The following is a 17,051-nucleotide window of genomic DNA, read 5'->3' as shown; positions in this document are numbered from 1 at the left end:
GTTTAAGCCAACTGCTTAGACTGCTCGCTCAATCGCGGGGGGGGGGGGCGCTTAATCAGACCAAGTGCCCTGGCTTTCTTTGCTGCCTCGGTGCGGTTTGGCACATCGAGTGCGCGATAGATGCGCACGGTTTCTTGGCGAACAGTTGATTCGCTAACCAAAAGCTCGCGCGCGATTTCTGCATTCACATAGCCTTCAGCCATAAATTCGATGATGCGAATTTGGCGCTGGGTTAGATCGTCTGGGCTGCCTGCCGAGTCGCGACGTGATTGGTGTCTGAAACCCGAGTTTTGGTTCACCAAATAGGCGGCAATTTTGCCAACTAGCGGCACAAGCTCTTCTTCAAACGGAACATGTTTAGCGCTGTTGTCGATAACCAAAGCCAGGCAACCTAGCGGCATCGATTCGCGCAGCAGCGGGATGCAGGCCAAACCTTTACCAAAGGCAAACTCGTGGCTGCTATCAAAGGTCATTGATTTAGAGCGGATGGCTTCGCCCAACGGGTTGTTATCCCAGATGGAGATGGCCTCGCCGTTGCCACACGGCAAACCATAACTGGCGGCATTGGCCAACTGTGATTGTTGGTCGAGTGTGAACAGGTGAGCACCTTGGGTTTCTTGACCCATGTAGTCGCTGTGCACCAGTGCTCGACAAAATTCGCTTGGTGTTGCGCTTTTCAATAACGAGTCAAGCAAGTCTTCAAGAACCGACATTTTCGTTTCGGTTAGAGCGATTGAGTTCATGTATCCCCCGAACGTAGAACTTGTCTCTACGGTAAACCGTACATCCGACGTATGTCCATGCGTAACCGTTCACGTTTCATCTATGTCCGTTTAGACATCGACTCTGAACCGTGATGTTCTTCTCGGCCTCTAGTTATCTAGGTTGTGAACCCTTGTGTTCGGTCTGCTTGGTGATCGAAATGCGGGGCTTCACAATCCATACATTTCACGTGACTGTATGGCTAATAAACCAAGAAAAGAAAGAGACTAAATGTCTAAGAACCTAATCAAAAAGGGTTTGGCGTTCGGTACTGTTCTAGCTCTAGGTGTAACAGGTCTAACCTCAGTTGCTGCTAACGCAGCAGCTGGCGATGTGACCTTGGCGCCAACTGCAGGTACAAAGTACGGTTCGCTTACAACAGATTCATTTTCTGTAAAAACAACTGTTTCAGGTCTGGTCAACCCATCGACTTTGGCCTACGAAATCTCTAACCCTGACAAAACAAATCTCTACTTCAAGGTGGCTGATGGTTCGCTAACTAATGGCCAATCAGTGACTCTTGAGGGTTTTAACTCTCTAGGTGCAAGAGTAGATATGGACTCTTTGGACACTTCTTCGACTGACGATGATGTCGCAGTCGTAGTGGTTGAAGACCATGGAACGACCAGTGGCTTTGGTACCGCTGCAGGCGATACCGATGAAGTTCGCGGCGAATTCGAGGTAGATTTTGCGAAGTTTGGAATTACCAAACTTGTAATCAGGTCGATCTCCTCTGCGTCTAGAGCTGCTGAACTTGTCGTACAACCTATTGACGACAAGACAACGAACAATGACTCAGGCCGTATTTCTGGCGCAATCACTTCTGGCACCAACACATGGGGTCCGTCGGATGCGTTTGAACTTGGAGATGGTGGCGCTTCAATCACAATCCGCTCGTGGGTTGAAACAGAGGCAACTGCAGACTACTCAACAGTAGATGCCGCCTATGCCTCAGATGCCCAGCAAATCACTTTTGTCGATCCAAAAGCGGTAACAATTATTCCTCGCGTCGAGAATTTTGTGAAGGCAGACAACACAGCACTGCTTAACGAGGCTGGTGCAGTCATTGCGGGATCGCTAGAACTACCTTCTAACATCAACCTAGACCAGGTAGATGTGTCGAAGATTGTATTGAAAAACGGTTCGACAGCCCTAACTGAGACTTATGCTGCCCCTGCGGGCTTTTCATCTCTAGATGCTGCCGGCCGCTTGTATTTCACAGCGACAGAAACCAGCACTCTAGACACTGCAATTAGTTTGAATGTTGCCTACAATGATGCAGCTGCGACTACCTTTACTGGCGTTTCATACACTCCAGTTGCGGGTACCTCTGATGCAACCGTTGTGAAAATTAAGGCCACTGTCACGGATTCAGCAAACGCAATTCAAACAGCCCACACTGATGGTTCTATTGAATTACGCCCAGCGACAAAGTCATTTACATTCAAATCTCAGGTGACTGAGACCACAATTGCGAATGATAAAGCAGTGTCGAGCGTCCGCGTTTTTGCCGTTGTTCAGGCAACTTCATACCTTTCAGCAACAGGCAACTACACAGTCAGTGGCGCTAACGGCTCGATTGCCAAGGTTAATCGCGCTTCAATCGTGTCGGGTCTGACCGATGCGAAGGGGCAGTTCTCAGTTACTGTAACTTCAGCTACCGCGCTAGAGGGCGAAGCCTTTAAGGTCACCTTCTACGTGATTAAGAGTGACGGCACCAAGGTTGCATCTACCGCTTACACTGGCACCTATACTGCTGCAGCCGTAAGCACTTTGTCTGCAGACAATGATGTTCTTTCAGGATCCACCGTCACTGTAAAGTTCACAGTTAAAGACACCTATTCACAGGCGACTGCTAAGTCTGGTGCCGACTCTCTCTTCATCCGAGTACAAGCCTCAAACACTTCAAAGCTTGACAAAGATGTAGTGGTTGGTGCGGATGGAACTGCAACATTGACGTTCACCAACTATGTGACAACTGGCGGTTCGGACAACATCACTGCAAATGTTTACAAAGGCACCGCCTCGGTTCCGGGTACTGTTCTAGCAACCAAGGTCTTGACATTGTTCAACCCTGCAGCAGTAGCATCTGTAAACGCCCCAGCAACAATCACAACTAACATCACTTACGACGACTTTGTTACAGGCGCTGAAAGTGCAACTGTTGTCGGCCCTAACGATGGAAACGTTGCTTTGGCTGGCACAGTGGTTGACGCTGCAAGTGTAGGCGTTCCTGGCGCAGTTGTTACTGTCGCGGGCAAGGGCCTCCAGTTCAAGAAGACCGGCGAAAGCACCTGGTACCAGGACAGCATCACTCTAAACGCTGATGCTGGTGGTAACTACAGTGTGACACTCTACTCACACGTTGTGAACACAACTGGTGTGGCTGTAACAGTTACTTCGGGTGGCAAGTCAGCTTCGACAACTTTGAAGACGTATCTCCCAGAGAACTTGTCAGGGTCAAACCTAGCTTTCTCATGGTCGCTACCTTCATACATGGTTAAGAACACTACCTACGCAGTTACTGCAAAGCTAACTGACAAGTGGGGCAACCCAGTCTCGACTAAGTCCGCAGCCGCACCATACGGTGTTTCATTCCAAGGTAACGGATCTGTTGAAATCAACAGTTCAGCTAATGCAGTGACCAAGAACTTCGACAAGAACGGTCTAGCAACTGTCTTTGTGCGTTCAATCAAGGACATTGCTGGCCCAGGTTCAATCACTGCAACTCTTGGTGCTGCTGACTACACATTCGGCGCAGCTGGAACTGACCAACTTGCGGTTGCTGCTGTAACTACAGACGACACTGCAACAAAGTGGGACGAGACTAAGTTCGCAAACGAACTGAGTGCAAACGTCAATGTTCTTGAATCTGCACCAGTTGTTAGCGCAACTGTTGCTGGAACCACTGGTTCGGTTAACGTCACCGTACGTAACGCTGCAGGCAAGGCTGTAACTGTGACCATCAACGGTCGCGTTTACACCCCTCGCCTACCATCAGCAGCTGCACAGTGGTACACCTTCCGTGGCTTCTCAGCTGGCGCAAAGTCAGTGGTTGTCAAGGTTGCCGGTAAGACTGTTGCAACTCGCACCGTTACCGTAAAGTAACTGGCTAAACAGGGTTTATCTCTGTAACGCAAAAGAAATCCCCTCGGTTTTACCGGGGGGATTTCTTTATTCTCTGCCGCCAACAACTAACCTTGAAATATGCGCTTCGACTACCAACAGCATCCACACACCACCACACGACAGCACACGGCAACGCATGCCGGCATCCGCGGTTTCAACAATCGTCTCGGCTTGTTTATCACCAAAAAGGTGGGCACCATGTGGGCGGCTTATGCCTTTGCTGCCTTAGCGCTAATCAGCTTTCCGGCTGCTATCGCCACCGGTGATGTGCGGGTAATAGTCGACTGGATAGCCCAAACCTTTTTGCAACTGGTCTTAGTTTCTGTAATTATCGTTGGCCAAAACCAGCAAACCGCCCAGGCCGAAGCCAGGGCCGAGGCCACCTATAAAGACGCCACCGCCCTGCTGCACGAGGTGCAGCAGTTGCAACAGCACCTCGATCACCAAGATGCCCAAATCGCCGAACTGCGTAAGGCACTGGCTGCAAAATAAAGTTTTACCCAAGCCTGTTATTACAACTTTATTTTGCTAAAGTTGTAGAAGATTTCTTTAGGCAAACTTTAGGAGGGCGCCATGGGTTACTTCATCAAACGCCAGTGGCAGCCTGAGCCTTTGTTTGGCTATAGCAAACAAGATCTAAAACCAGGCATCTATCGGGCTTATGTTCCCGACGAACTTGAACTAACACTGCCGGCTTTGGGCCCCGCCGCCAGCGAGGCCGCCGAACGCGCACTGCGAGTGCTTATTCGGGCCGATGAAAAAATTGCTGGCCACGGCAGTTATCTGAATCATCTGCTTATTCGTTCAGAGAGCATTTCATCATCATGGATTGAAGGAAACCAGATCTCGCCAAAAAAACTGGCGATAGCCGAATTGACCAGTTGGGGCAGCCAAACGGCACTCGACGTGATTGCAAACGTAAAGGCAACCGAGGCGGCCATCAGCCAGCTTGCTGAGGCGAAAACAATTTCGGTTGCCAACATTGAACAGCTGCAACACATTATCGAGCCCGGCTACCAGCTGGGCATCAGACGTGAACAAAACTTTGTTGGCGGGGTTGGCTTTAGCCCACTGCGTGCCGAGTTCGTGCCGCCGCCTGAAACTGAGGTTTTGCGATTGCTAAAAAACCTTGCGTTATTTGTTAGCCAAGCTTCTGGCAATGCCGTGGTCAAGGCTGCCATAGCCCATGCGCAGTTTGAAACAATTCACCCATTTATTGATGGCAATGGGCGCACCGGCCGAGCACTTATTCACACTGTGCTCAAGCGCTCGGGTGTGGTGCAAAACACCTTGATTCCGATTAGCACAGTTTTTGCTACCAACACCAACAGCTACATCAGCGGCCTATCTGGGTTTAGGGCTTCGCCGCCACAACTTGATAATTGGATAATTGGCTTCTCGGAAGCCTGCGAGTTGGCGGCAAATGTTGCTGTCAATCTTGCCAACCAGGTCGGCAAACTCGATGCCCAGGTGTTAGAGCAACTGATTGCTTTTCGAGCAGCCAACGGGGTAAATCCTTCGCTACCCCGCGCCGATGCGGTCACCCTCAAGATTTTGCGGCAGTTGGCTGGGCATCCGGTCTTAACAGTTGACGATGTGGCAAATCGGTTTGCAATTTCAAAAACAGCTGCTCAACGGGCACTCACCGAGTTGGCCGACGCCAAAATTTTGGCTAAAACCAAAGATCAAAAAGGTCGTTTAGTTTGTTATAGCGCCGACCAATATCTGGCATTAGCCGCATTGGCCGAACGAAACAATCGAGCCGGTGGGCACGATACCGCAGTGGTAAAACCTAAAGGTGGGCCAGGGCGGCCGGCGCCGTCGGTGCAACCGGCGCGGCCAGCGCAACCAGCGCAACCAGCGCAACCGACAGTTTCATCCGAGGCGGAAGATTAGATAATGCGCTTAGTTATCGCCGAATGCACCATCAACTATTCTGGGCGCCTCACCGCGCACCTGCCCCAGGCCACCAGGCTGCTGGTGCTAAAAAACGATGGCTCAATTTTGGTGCACAGCGATTCGGGTTCTTATAAACCCCTCAACTGGATGAACCCGCCCTGCACCATCACCGTGCTTGAACCGGGTGAAGAACATGCCGGGCTCGATGTGGCCGAGGTTTGGCAGGTCGCCCAAACCAAGACCGCCGATGTGCTCACGGTGCTGATTCACCGGGTGCTCAGCGACGTATCCCACGAGTTGGGCGATGCCACCGGGGCCGAACCCGGTTTGGTCAAGGATGGCGTCGAGGCCGCCCTTCAAGAGCTGCTTGCCGAACAGATTGAGTTGCTGGGCGAGGGTTTCAGCTTGATTCGCCGCGAATACATGACCGCGATTGGCCCGGTAGATATTTTGGCCAGGGATGCCTCCGGCGCGGCAGTTGCCGTTGAGCTAAAGCGTCGCGGAGACATCGACGGTGTTGAACAACTAACCCGCTATCTCGAGTTGCTAAATCGCGACCCGCTATTGGCTCCGGTGCGCGGTGTTTTTGCGGCCCAAGAGATTAAGCCCCAGGCGCGCAAGTTGGCTGAAGATCGCGGCATCGAATGTTTGCTGCTCGATTACGAAGCTATGCGCGGGGTTGAATCTGGTGCGCCAAAACTGTTTTAGTTTTTCGCTCGAATAATTAGTTAGGTATTTCCCCGCCGCTTTACCTAGGTAATGTTCATTTACTTAACTAGAAGTTCACTAGATTACGCAGGTAAACGGAAGGCAAAATTTTAGGTATGACCACTGCTAAACCTGCGGCCAAAGCCGCCCCAAAAACCTCTGTAAAACCTGTTCGAATTCCTGCGGCCGCAACCGCAGCCGCTCGCGCCGCCAAGGCTGCTGCAACATCGAAGCCAGCCGGCAAAGCAGCTGCCAAAGCTGTGGCTCAGCCCGTTGTTGCCGAAAAGGCATCCGCTGAAAAGCAAGCGCCAAAGGCATACCGTCTGCTTACCGGAATCGACGATGAAAACTTTTGCGCCCGAGTTTCAGAAGCACTGGCCAACGGATACGAGCTTTATGGCTCGCCATCAATCACCGCCAACGGTGGCAAAATTTACGCCGCTCAGGCAATTTTGTTGAAACCGGTTGCGAAAAAGAAAAAGAAGAAGTAGTTTGTTTGTTACCGAAAGACCTGAGTCGTCCCCCTACTCAGGTCTTTCGGTTTTAACGGACACCAAATCGCCCATCTCACCTTGGCAAGCCAAACTACCGCAACACCGATACTTATCCACAGGCTGGTTGCGCGCACCCCTCGATTTTTTGCCCGCTCGCTAGACTTGCCACATGTCTAAAAGCGCTCTTCTAGTTGGCTGTGGCTCAATCGGCAAAAAGCATTTTCAAGAAATGTTGCCCAAGTTCGATCACATCATGGTGGTCGACATTTCCACCGAGGCACTCGCTTGGGCGCAGTCCGAAGCGCAGAATGCGGCGCCAGCCGCAGCGCCAGCCGCAGGCGAGAGCGCAACGGGCACCGCAGCAACCATTAGCGTCGCGCAAACCCTCGACGAAGCAATCGCCCACGTCGAAACCAACGGCCCCTTCGACACAGCCACTGTGGCCAACTGGGGCCCCGATCACGTGCCAACCATTCGAGCGCTGCAGGCGGTTGGTCAAAAAAACTTTGTAGTCGAAAAACCGCTATCCGATTCAATCGCCGACGCCCGCGATATTTTGGCCGAAGTGCAACGCGCTGGTGGCAAACTTTTCATCAACCTAACTCGCCGCTATTCGGGTTTACCGGCCGGCATTTTGGCTAAAGCAGCCGAGTTCAACCTGGGAGAATTGCAGGGCGTCACAGTTACTGGCGGCGCTCGATGCATCGCCACCAACGGCATCCACTATCTCGACCTTGCCACCGTTTTGTTTGGTGCTTCACCTGTTTCGGTAACCGCCGACTTGGCCACCCAAAACATCAATCCTCGCCACGAATCTTTGGCCTTCTACGAGGGCTCGGTCAACTACAACTATCCCGGTGGCAAACGCTTCAGCTGTGTCTTTCTAAACCAGTCAGCGGTCACCGAAAACGTTCGGTTCTATTGGCGCAATGCCGAAGGCGAAATGCAGCCAAACGGCGATTTCCAGCTTCGTCTGCGCAACCAGAGCGAAATCGACACCTACCCCGCAGTTACCCGCACCGGCTATGCGCAAGATGTTGCTTTCAGTGGCAACCTTTGGCTCACCGCCGATGGCCGCACCGGCATGACCGCACTCTACGACATCGTTTCAAACCTTGATGCTGCCCAAGGCTCAGCCGCCGAAACTGTTGGTGGTCGCACCGCCGAAGATCTGCTGGCCGCCCTACACGCCAGCGAGCTTGGCCAGCGGCTAACATTGCCAGTCGACGAAACCCAAGTCGACATCACCAAACACTGGAGCATCTCATGACCGATGCAGAAAAAAAGAGTTACGACCTCACCGATTTTGAAGCCGCACTCTATGCCGAAATAGCCGAAGGCCTGCGCGGCATTTACCGCCTGGGCGTAATCGGTTCGGGTTCAATTGTTCCGTTTCACCTAGATGCTGCCATTGCTGCCGGCTTTGAAATCGTTGGCATCGGTTCACGCGCGGGCAGCGAAAAAACCGCTGCTCTAGCCCAGCGCTATCAGGCCAAAGTTTACGAAGATTGGCGCGCAGTGTTGCAAGCCGGCCGCGACGGCGAAATCGATGCGCTGCTAATTGCCCCAGAAACCTCGGTAACCCGAAGTATTCTGGCCGAGGCTATGAACATGGCGCTGCCAATTTTGGTAGAAAAGCCAGCCGCCTATTCATCTTTCGAGCTCGAACCCCTACTCAACAAAGTCACCGTTGAACTGGTTCTAGTGGGCTACAACCGGCGCCACTACTCTTCGGTTGCTGCCGCTAAAGCGTTCATCCAGCAAAACGAAAACATCGTCTTCCACGCAGCCATCCCAGAAGCCTCGTGGTCAACCGAAACCACTGCCGAAAAACGCCAGCAGATTTTGCTTTCGAACACCGTGCACGTGCTCGATCTGCTCAACTACCTGTTCGACGATTTGCAGCCTCAGCTAAGCGCCGGCATCGACGACGAAGTCGGCTATTTCTCGCGCAACAGCATCATGGTCAGCCCCGATGGTCACAATGGCACCGTCATGATTACCTTCGGTTCGCCATCAAACTATTTCATCGACCTGCACACCCAAGGTCGTTCGGCCAGCCTTCGGCCAATCGAAATTTATAAAGAATTTGATGGGGTAGAGGTGTTCGACCCAACCGCCGAGGTTCCATTGCGCCACTATCAACCAACCGAAGCTCAGGTTTATCTCAACGGCCAACCGGGGTTCACTCTTAGCCAAGCCGATCTCGATTTCAAACCGGGCTTTCTCTCACAATTCATCGAGTTGCGCGCCATGGTCGATGCCATTCGCACCGGCAATCTCGACGTAATCAGCGAAACTCGCGCTTCGCTAAAATCTGCTTCGCTGTTCGATGCGGTTCGGGTTTTGAAATTAGCCGAAGGCCTGCGCTAGTTCAGCTGCAACTTCTACCCAACTCGAAGAAGCCAATTTTTATATACGTTTGTTCGAATATTCGGTTAACACCTATTCGAATTTGTCCGGATTTGCGTAAATATACGGGTAACCCTACATTTGACCGGACAATTAATGTCATTATGTTCGCATGGTCTGGTTTAACCGCAAAGTTTTACTCGTTGAAAACGAGTCACTTTTGCGCAGCCTTATAGCCTCAACCCTTCAGTTTGAACAGTTCGATGTTGCCGCAACCACTTCTGCCGAAGCTAGAGAAGTTGCAGCCTATTTCAATCCGCACATTGCTCTGCTCAATGTCGATTTGGGTAACGACGAAGTGGCCACCAAATTAGCCACTTCATTGCGTCGCAAATATCCAAAAATTGCTCTGGTTTTTCTGTCCCGCTTCGGTGACTGCGGTGCAGTCGACTTTGAAGCTCATCCCGTATTAAAAAATGCAGTTTGCATCGACCGAGCCGATTTGGCGAAGCCAGGTGTTCTGCGAGCGGCATTAGAAACCGCAGACGCGGCCCGCGCCGCCTAACATTCACCAAGACGAACATTAGGGTTCCCAGCAAAGCGCGCTACTGCCAAACTATGGTTATGGCTTGGTTTAATCGCAAAATCTTGCTCGTCGAAGATGAGCCGCTGCTGCGCGGACTAATCGCCGCCAACCTAGAGCTCGAGCAATTCGAGGTGGCTACCGCAAGCAACGCGGCCGAGGCGCGCAAAATCGCAGAAACTTTTGACCCCGACATTGCCGTACTCGACATCGAGTTGGGCGCTGGCCCAAACGGAGTCGATTTGGCAATCGTGCTGCGGCGGCAGTTTCCCGAAATCGCTTTGGTCTTTCTGACCCATATTCCAGAACCGCGCATCACCGGAATCGACAACCGCAGTATTCCAAAAAATGCTGCCTATCTGGTGAAAGATCGCATGGCTGATCCCGGTGTACTGCGTGAGGCAATCGAGGCAGCAGTGCGCAATCGAGTATCCGAAGATTTTCGTGACGACAAGCGCACCGACCACCGTTTCACCGAGCTTTCAAAGGCACAGCTGGGCGCACTAAAGATGATTGCTCTGGGTATGAGCAATCACCAAATTGCTGCTGAACGCGGCACCACAGTGCGCGCAGTTGAAAACCTAGTAAAACGTGCATTTGAAGCCGCCGGCATTGCTGATGAATCTGGTGTAAACCAACGCGTGGCAGCTGCTCGAGAATTTATAAAGGTTGCCGGTCTGCCACTGGCCAAATAGCAAGCGCGATCGGGGGGCTGCGTCTTGAAAAAACAATTTGAGCTTATTCGCGCCCGCGCTGCCTCGAAAGCCGTGTTCAATCGAACTCTTGCCTTAGTGGCAGCCATCGTATGGGGAATTGCCAGTTTGGCTTTTGATGCTGTCAAGCTAGAAGTTTTCTCTGCCATTTGGGTTGGCTATTTCTTCATCAGTTTCGGCCTGACCTTGCTAACTACAGCGGGACTGCTAGTTGTCTTCAGAAACCGGTATGAGCAAAAACCGCAGTTGCCGCTGAACATCACCATTGCGTTCATCGCCGGTGCTACTAAAAACCTCAGTGTCGGTCTGCTGCTCGAGATTTTTGGCCCGGTGCAAGATTTACTGCTCGGGGTTCGAGTTATAGGCGGTGGCCTCATGGGTTTGGCTATCTTTTTTGTCTATGCCATGCTTTCGGCTAACCGAGCCAATCACCTTGAGGCAGTAGGCCAGCTCAACAATCGAAGATCAGAACTTTTGGCCTTGCGCGCGGCCGCCCCCAAAGCACTAGCCGAAGCGAACCAAAACCTTTTGGCCAGCACACGCGATAATCTTGCTCGCCAAATTGAAACCATCGGCCAGTTGCTGTCATCGGCCACCACCGAAAATAGTTCGCTGCTGCAGGTCGGTCGTGAGGCTGTGGCTGAATTGCGCAATTTAGTAGTCAATAAGGTTCGGCCACTGAGCGAGCAGTTGCGCCGCAGCGCCGATGCCATTTCATTGCGCGAAAATACGGAGGCTATTCAAACCAAGTCGGTTTTGCCCAGCAAAGTGAAGCTAATGCAACTCATACACCTGCCAAGTTTGGCTGGGGTTGTCTTTCCATTCACCGTCGGTGTGCTATTTATTTCGTCACTCGAAACGGCAACGCTGGTTTCGTCAATTGCCTCGGTTGGTTACTTTCTGGTTTTCGCTACCGCCAGGATGTTGACCGCTAAATTGCCGCCGCTAAAAATACGACGCGCCATTTTTGCCCTGGTATTAGTTTCATCAATTGCCTCAGCGGTAAGCGTTTGGTTGCTGGCTTACATTCTCGAAAACAGTGCCCGGCTAAACGCCACCCTAATCGCCACCGCCATTTCCGGAATCGCTATCCCGGTAATCATCGCCACCCAGCGACTTTACTTTTTGCAGCAAAACAAACTTGAGCGTGATTTAGCGAAAAGTAACGCAAAACTTGCCCATGAACTGGCCTTGTTTGAGCAGCAGCTTTGGTTAGCGAGGCGCAACTGGCAGTTTGTCGTGCACGGCACGGTGCAGGCGGCACTAACGGCGGCTATTGCCCGTTTGGTCGCTGCCGAGACCCGCGGTCAACTTGAGCCCTATGAAATTCGGTTAGTTCGCGAAGACCTCGATCGAGCAATTGCAGCTTTATCAACCACACCCGAAAACAAGATCGACTTCACTTCGGCGATGCAAAACCTGATCACCACCTGGGGTGGTGTCGCCCAAATCGACCTAACGCTTTCAGCTCGGGCGAAAACGGCGTTAACCAGCAATCAGGCAGCGGCAATTTGCGTGGTCGAAATCTGTAAAGAAGCAGTTTCGAATGCTGTTCGACACGGCGCAGCATCCAAGTGTGAAATTTCGTTTGATCGTATCGCTGACGAAATTATCGAGTTGCAAATTGTGAACAACGGCAAACCGCCTAAATCGGCAAGTCGGGCTGGTTATGGCAGTCAAATGTTTGATGAACTAACCGTGCGCTGGAGTCGCGAGCGAGATCGCAGCGGACGCACAGTGCTATCGGCGCAAGTGCCGCTCAACTACGCCCAGAGTTTGACGCTTAGTCGGTAAACTTGACCGCTATGAAGGTCTTTCTAACTGGCGCCGACGGTTTTATCGGTTCACACCTGGCAGAAGAATTGGTTCGCAGCGGCCACCAGGTTCGGGCACTGTGCATTTACAACTCAATTGGTTCACACGGTTGGCTCGACACCATCGATAAAGACGTGAAAGCCAACATGGAAATTGTGATGGGCGACATTCGCGACCCATATCACATGGCGCAGTTGGCCAAGGGCCAACAGGCCATCATGCACTTGGCGGCGCTAATCGCCATCCCGTTTAGTTATGTAGCCCCTGATCTTTATGTGCAGACCAACATTCAGGGCACGCTAAATCTTTTGAATGCGGCTCGCGATGCCGGCATCGAGCGCTTTATTCACACTTCAACCAGTGAGGTTTACGGCACCGCCCAATACGTGCCAATGGATGAAGGTCACGTGCTGCAGGGCCAGAGCCCCTATTCGGCTTCGAAAATTGGCGCCGACATGATGGTGAAAAGCTTCTACACCTCGTTTGAACTACCAACCTTGACGATTCGCCCGTTCAACACATATGGCCCGCGCCAGTCTGCTCGTGCGGTGATTCCGACCATCATCAGCCAGTTGGCTGCTGGTAAGAAAGAAATCAACCTGGGTTCGTTAACCCCAACCCGCGATTTCACCTATGTCACCGACACCGCCAAAGGTTTTGAGCGTGCGCTGCATGCCAGCACCGGTTTCGGTGAGGTAACCAACCTGGGTGTTGGTTTCGAGGTAACCATTGGTCAAACCTTCGACATCATCAACGAGCTAATGGGTGCTGGGGCAGTGGCCACTGAAGACCCAAACCGCATTCGCCCGGCAAACAGCGAAGTTGAGCGCCTGTTCAGCAACAACGAAAAGGCTAAGACCGTGTTGGGCTGGGAGCCTGAAATCAAGGGGGTTGAGGGTTTCCGAGCCGGTTTGGCTAAAACCATCGACTGGTTCACCAATCCGGTCAACCTGGCCAAATACCGTCCCGACGAATACACCGTTTAGTGAGCGGCCATGAGTGCGCTAGCTAAAGATTTTGTCGACCGCATCCGTTCGGTTATTGGTTCGCCAATTCCCGGTGGTTCAATCGGTCTGCACGAACCTGAAATCGACGACCTCGAGCAGCGCTACCTAGCCGAGTGCCTAGACTCAACTTTCGTTTCATCGGTCGGTGCTTTCATTCCGCAACTTGAACAGCGGATGGCCCAAATCACCGGCGCTAAACATGCCATCGCAGTTTCAAACGGAACTGTAGGTTTGCAGGTAGCACTGTTTTTGGCAGGAGTGCAGCCCGGCGATGAAGTGATCGTGCCAACCCTTTCATTTGTGGCAACCGCGAATGCGGTATCGCACACCGGTGCGAACCCTCACTTTATCGACAGCGAGTTCGGCACCCTGGGCATGAGCCCCGAGGCGCTTCGTGAAACCCTTGGCTCAATGTCTGTCGAAGCAGATGCCAGCCTGCCATCGGGTAAGCGCGTCACTAACCCGGCGACCGGCCGCCGCATCGCTGCTATTTCGCCGATGCACACTCTGGGGCATCCGGTTCGTATTGAAGAAATTGCCGAGATCGCCGAAGAATTTGGCGTGCCACTGGTTGAAGATGCCGCAGAATCGTTTGGTTCATTTGTCACCACTCGCTCGGGTGAAAAAAAGCACACCGGCACATTTGGTGTTACCGGCATGATTTCGTTCAACGGCAACAAAATTGTCACCACCGGTGGTGGCGGCGTTATTTTGACCAACGATGATGAACTTGGTCGTCGCGCCAAGCACCTCACCACCACGGCAAAACTGCCGCACAAGTGGGAATTCGAGCATGATGAGGTCGCCTGGAACTATCGCATGCCCAACCTAAATGCTGCCCTTGGCATGGCCCAGCTCGACAAGTTTGATCGCTTCATTGAGCAAAAACGACGCTTGGCTCTTGCTTATGGTGAGGCTTTTGCCGATGCCCAAGGCATGCGCTTTGTATTTGAGCCAGAGCGAACCACTTCAAATTACTGGTTGTGTGCCGTGCAACTAGATGAACCTTCACTTGCGGTGCGCGACGAGCTAATGCAGGCGGCCCACGATGCTGGCTTTTTGGTGCGTCCGATGTGGAACCTGCTGCACAAGCAACGCATGTACACCGGCGCACAAACCGCTTCGGTAAAAACCGCTGAGGCGCTGCACGCATCACTGATTTGCATTCCATCAACCCCGCGACTGGCGAATCACATTCGTTAGTCGACTCACCGCCCACCGACCACCCGACCAGAAAGCAGCAGATGCGCAAAATCGCAATCATGACCGGCACCCGTGCCGACTATGGTTTACTGCGCAATCTGATCGCCCAGGTCGCTGCCGAACCTAAAGCAACCCTGCAACTAATCGTTACCGGCACTCATCTTTCGGCCGCGCACGGTTCAACCGTCAGTGAAATTTACGCGGATGGTTTCGAACCGGCAGCCGAGGTTGCCATCTGGGGTGAATCGTCGGCATCAATCGATGCGGCTATTGAAACCGGCGAAGCGGTTGCCGCTTTTGCCCGCGTACTCAACGACCTAAAACCCGATGTGGTTGTGGTTCTCGGCGATCGTCTCGAGGCGTTTGCAATGGCCACTGCCGCGACCGTATTGCTGATTCCTGTGGCGCACATTCACGGTGGTGAGCTCACCTTGGGGGCCATGGATGACGCCTTGCGCCACTCGATTACCAAACTTTCGTACCTGCACTTTGTTACCACCGAAGAGCACCGCGACCGAGTGCTGCAGTTGGGTGAAGAGCCGCAGCGAGTGTTCAATTTTGGTGCTCCGGTTCTTGATGCAATTGCCAATTTGCAACTGCTTAGTCGCGAAGAACTTGAGCATAAATTTGGGGTGCGCTTCGGTGAAAAAACCGTCATGATGACTTTCCACCCGGCCGCCTTCGATGTGGCACCGGCTCAGGTTCTAATCGACGAGCTGCTGGCCGCACTCGAAGCAGTGAGTGCTGCCGGTCCCGCCGGCGCGGGGGTATCAACCGCTTCGGGTACCACCGGCGCCCCCACCGCCACAGGCACAGTCCAACTGATCATTACCGGCACCAACAACGACATCGGCTCGGCCGAAGTGCGCGCCGCCATCGCCAAATTCGTAACCACCCATGCCGACCGCGTTTCGTATGTTGAATCATTCGGCCAACTCGGTTATCTCTCGATGATGAAGCAGGTCGACGTGGTTGCCGGCAATTCTTCATCCACGGTTTTGGAAGCCCCAATTTTTGGCGTGCCCAGTGTTTTGATCGGAAACCGCCAAGAAGGCCGCCCCATGGGTGACTCGGTGCTAAAGCCCGAGGCTCAGCGAGCAGAAATTTTGGCAGCCCTGCAGCAAGCATTGAGCGATGAATTTAGAGCTCGAGCCGCCGCCGCAAAATCGCCTTTTGGCGAGCCGGGTTTTGCCGCCAAAGCCACCAAAGTTTTGGTCGAAATCGACCTGCCGCAACCGCCGAAGAAAAAGTTTTGGGAGAACAAATGAGCGCCAACCAGGTTTTGATAATCGCTGAAGCCGGGGTCAACCACAACGGTTCACTGCAGCGGGCGCTCGAGATGTGTGATCTTGCCAAAGAGGTGGGCGCCGACATCGTCAAGTTTCAAACCTTCTCGGCCGATAAGTTGGCTCGCAAAGATGCCCAGTTGGCCGAATACCAAAAGAAGGGTGACGGCGACACTCGTTCACAGTGGGATCTGCTCAAAGGCCTCGAGCTAAGCCACGAAGAGTTCACCGCAATTCGCGACCACTGCAAAAAGATTGGCATCGGTTTTCTATCCACCGGTTTCGACCTCGACGAGCTGCGTTTTCTAATTGACGAGCTGCACATCCCGTTGGTGAAGGTTGCCTCGGGTGATCTAACTTTTGCCCCGATGCTGGTTGAGGCGGGTCTATCAAATCTGCCGGTCATTTTGTCAACCGGCATGGCCAACCTCGATGAAATCGAGCATTCGCTGAAGTTCATCGCCTTCGGTTTTGCTCAGGCCAATAACATTGTGGCGGCCGATGCTGTGCCAACCAATGCGGTTATCGATGCTGTCTGGATGGTTCGCGAAGTACAAGATTTGATGCGCGAAAAATGCACCATTCTGCACTGCACCACGCAGTATCCGGCTGAGCTAGACATTTTGAACCTGAAGGCTATCTCGGTTATCGCCGACCGTTTTGGTTTACCGGTTGGTTACAGCGACCACTCGGCCGGAGTGCTCGCCTCAGTTCTCTCAGTTGCTCTTGGCGCCACGGTTATCGAAAAGCATTTCACCCTAGACAAGTCGCTCGAGGGCCCAGACCACGAGGCTTCGCTAGACCCAATCGAGTTGGCTACTCTGGTGCGCGAAATACGCCAAGCCACGGTAGCTCTGGGCCAGCCGGTCAAAGAGTGTCAGCCCATTGAAGTTTCTAACCGTGCTGCGGTTCGTCGCAGCTTGGTTGCCAAGCGGCCAATCGTTGCCGGGCAACTTATCACCGAGGATGACCTTGAGTGTCGCCGTCCCGGTGCCGGCCGCACCTCATTCGATTTTTATCAGGTGGTTGGCACGCTAGCCGAAACCAGTTATGAAATTGGCGACTACGTTGACTAGGTTGATTCCACAAGGCGTTAGCGA

The 17,051-nt window shown here is 52.8% G+C and carries 15 protein-coding genes; 14 read left to right on the top strand and 1 reads right to left on the bottom strand.

Annotation, left to right across the window (positions count from 1 at the left end):
- Positions 1–2 precede the first annotated feature (2 nt).
- On the bottom strand, positions 3–743 hold the full coding sequence (locus A4Z71_RS06240) for a LuxR C-terminal-related transcriptional regulator (protein ID WP_070955040.1): 741 nt from the start codon (positions 741–743) through the stop codon (positions 3–5).
- A gap of 250 nt (positions 744–993) precedes the next feature.
- Here A4Z71_RS06240 and A4Z71_RS06235 point away from each other — a divergent pair, with 250 nt between their 5' ends.
- From A4Z71_RS06235 to A4Z71_RS06170, 14 genes are all read left to right on the top strand, one after another.
- The gene (locus tag A4Z71_RS06235) at positions 994–3,870 is read left to right on the top strand and encodes a hypothetical protein (RefSeq protein ID WP_070955039.1); all 2,877 of its coding nucleotides are present in this window, start codon (positions 994–996) and stop codon (positions 3,868–3,870) included.
- Between the two features lie 99 nt (positions 3,871–3,969).
- The gene (locus A4Z71_RS07120) at positions 3,970–4,383 is read left to right on the top strand and encodes a hypothetical protein (RefSeq protein WP_193402152.1); all 414 of its coding nucleotides are present in this window, start codon (positions 3,970–3,972) and stop codon (positions 4,381–4,383) included.
- Positions 4,384–4,464: 81 nt separating this feature from the next.
- Positions 4,465–5,787: a Fic family protein gene (locus A4Z71_RS06225; protein WP_070955038.1), complete on the top strand. Its 1,323-nt coding sequence runs from the start codon at positions 4,465–4,467 to the stop codon at positions 5,785–5,787.
- 3 nt (positions 5,788–5,790) lie between these two features.
- Positions 5,791–6,498, top strand: coding sequence for an endonuclease NucS (gene nucS / locus A4Z71_RS06220; protein WP_070955037.1), 708 nt, complete (start codon positions 5,791–5,793; stop codon positions 6,496–6,498).
- A gap of 116 nt (positions 6,499–6,614) precedes the next feature.
- Positions 6,615–6,989: a DUF1737 domain-containing protein gene (locus A4Z71_RS06985; protein WP_084028448.1), complete on the top strand. Its 375-nt coding sequence runs from the start codon at positions 6,615–6,617 to the stop codon at positions 6,987–6,989.
- 172 nt (positions 6,990–7,161) lie between these two features.
- A complete protein-coding gene (locus A4Z71_RS06210; protein WP_070955036.1) occupies positions 7,162–8,262 on the top strand; it encodes a Gfo/Idh/MocA family protein in 1,101 nt (366 codons plus the stop codon).
- Positions 8,259–9,365, top strand: a complete 1,107-nt coding sequence (locus A4Z71_RS06205) for a Gfo/Idh/MocA family protein (RefSeq protein WP_070955035.1) — start codon at positions 8,259–8,261, stop codon at positions 9,363–9,365. The genes A4Z71_RS06210 and A4Z71_RS06205 overlap by 4 nt, the downstream gene beginning before the upstream one ends.
- A gap of 151 nt (positions 9,366–9,516) precedes the next feature.
- Positions 9,517–9,909 (top strand): DNA-binding transcriptional response regulator, encoded by a 393-nt coding sequence (locus A4Z71_RS06200; protein ID WP_070955034.1) that lies wholly within the window; start codon positions 9,517–9,519, stop codon positions 9,907–9,909.
- Between the two features lie 59 nt (positions 9,910–9,968).
- A complete protein-coding gene (locus A4Z71_RS06195) occupies positions 9,969–10,622 on the top strand; it encodes a response regulator transcription factor (RefSeq protein WP_158512782.1) in 654 nt (217 codons plus the stop codon).
- Positions 10,623–10,646: 24 nt separating this feature from the next.
- Entirely contained in the window at positions 10,647–12,434 is a 1,788-nt protein-coding gene (locus tag A4Z71_RS06190; protein ID WP_070955032.1) for a sensor histidine kinase, read from the top strand.
- An 11-nt stretch (positions 12,435–12,445) separates the two neighbouring features.
- The gene (locus tag A4Z71_RS06185; RefSeq protein WP_070955031.1) at positions 12,446–13,441 is read left to right on the top strand and encodes a GDP-mannose 4,6-dehydratase; all 996 of its coding nucleotides are present in this window, start codon (positions 12,446–12,448) and stop codon (positions 13,439–13,441) included.
- 9 nt (positions 13,442–13,450) lie between these two features.
- Positions 13,451–14,665 carry a LegC family aminotransferase gene (locus A4Z71_RS06180; RefSeq protein WP_070955030.1) on the top strand — a complete coding sequence of 405 codons (1,215 nt, stop codon included), beginning with the start codon at positions 13,451–13,453 and terminating at the stop codon, positions 14,663–14,665.
- Between the two features lie 41 nt (positions 14,666–14,706).
- Positions 14,707–15,933, top strand: coding sequence for a UDP-N-acetylglucosamine 2-epimerase (gene neuC, locus A4Z71_RS06175; RefSeq protein ID WP_070955029.1), 1,227 nt, complete (start codon positions 14,707–14,709; stop codon positions 15,931–15,933).
- On the top strand, positions 15,930–17,027 hold the full coding sequence (locus A4Z71_RS06170) for an N-acetylneuraminate synthase family protein (protein WP_070955028.1): 1,098 nt from the start codon (positions 15,930–15,932) through the stop codon (positions 17,025–17,027). The genes neuC and A4Z71_RS06170 overlap by 4 nt, the downstream gene beginning before the upstream one ends.
- The last annotated feature ends 24 nt before the right edge of the window (positions 17,028–17,051 follow it).

It is taken from the genome of Candidatus Rhodoluna planktonica (assembly GCF_001854225.1).
Taxonomy (GTDB): domain Bacteria; phylum Actinomycetota; class Actinomycetes; order Actinomycetales; family Microbacteriaceae; genus Rhodoluna; species Rhodoluna planktonica.
Note: the sequence above shows the minus strand (reverse complement) of the source record. Positions and strands in the feature narration are given on the sequence as shown.

What these genes read in the sequence shown, in the direction of transcription:
- A4Z71_RS06235 (WP_070955039.1), top strand. Translation starts at nt 994, where the DNA reads ATGTCTAAGAACCTAATCAAAAAGGGTTTGGCGTTCGGTACTGTTCTA.
- A4Z71_RS06185 (WP_070955031.1), top strand. Translation starts at nt 12,446, where the DNA reads ATGAAGGTCTTTCTAACTGGCGCCGACGGTTTTATCGGTTCACACCTG.
- nucS (WP_070955037.1), top strand. Translation starts at nt 5,791, where the DNA reads ATGCGCTTAGTTATCGCCGAATGCACCATCAACTATTCTGGGCGCCTC.
- A4Z71_RS06225 (WP_070955038.1), top strand. Translation starts at nt 4,465, where the DNA reads ATGGGTTACTTCATCAAACGCCAGTGGCAGCCTGAGCCTTTGTTTGGC.
- A4Z71_RS06985 (WP_084028448.1), top strand. Translation starts at nt 6,615, where the DNA reads ATGACCACTGCTAAACCTGCGGCCAAAGCCGCCCCAAAAACCTCTGTA.
- A4Z71_RS07120 (WP_193402152.1), top strand. Translation starts at nt 3,970, where the DNA reads ATGCGCTTCGACTACCAACAGCATCCACACACCACCACACGACAGCAC.
- neuC (WP_070955029.1), top strand. Translation starts at nt 14,707, where the DNA reads ATGCGCAAAATCGCAATCATGACCGGCACCCGTGCCGACTATGGTTTA.
- A4Z71_RS06240 (WP_070955040.1), bottom strand. Translation starts at nt 743, where the DNA reads ATGAACTCAATCGCTCTAACCGAAACGAAAATGTCGGTTCTTGAAGAC.
- A4Z71_RS06200 (WP_070955034.1), top strand. Translation starts at nt 9,517, where the DNA reads ATGGTCTGGTTTAACCGCAAAGTTTTACTCGTTGAAAACGAGTCACTT.
- A4Z71_RS06195 (WP_158512782.1), top strand. Translation starts at nt 9,969, where the DNA reads ATGGCTTGGTTTAATCGCAAAATCTTGCTCGTCGAAGATGAGCCGCTG.
- A4Z71_RS06170 (WP_070955028.1), top strand. Translation starts at nt 15,930, where the DNA reads ATGAGCGCCAACCAGGTTTTGATAATCGCTGAAGCCGGGGTCAACCAC.
- A4Z71_RS06210 (WP_070955036.1), top strand. Translation starts at nt 7,162, where the DNA reads ATGTCTAAAAGCGCTCTTCTAGTTGGCTGTGGCTCAATCGGCAAAAAG.
- A4Z71_RS06205 (WP_070955035.1), top strand. Translation starts at nt 8,259, where the DNA reads ATGACCGATGCAGAAAAAAAGAGTTACGACCTCACCGATTTTGAAGCC.
- A4Z71_RS06180 (WP_070955030.1), top strand. Translation starts at nt 13,451, where the DNA reads ATGAGTGCGCTAGCTAAAGATTTTGTCGACCGCATCCGTTCGGTTATT.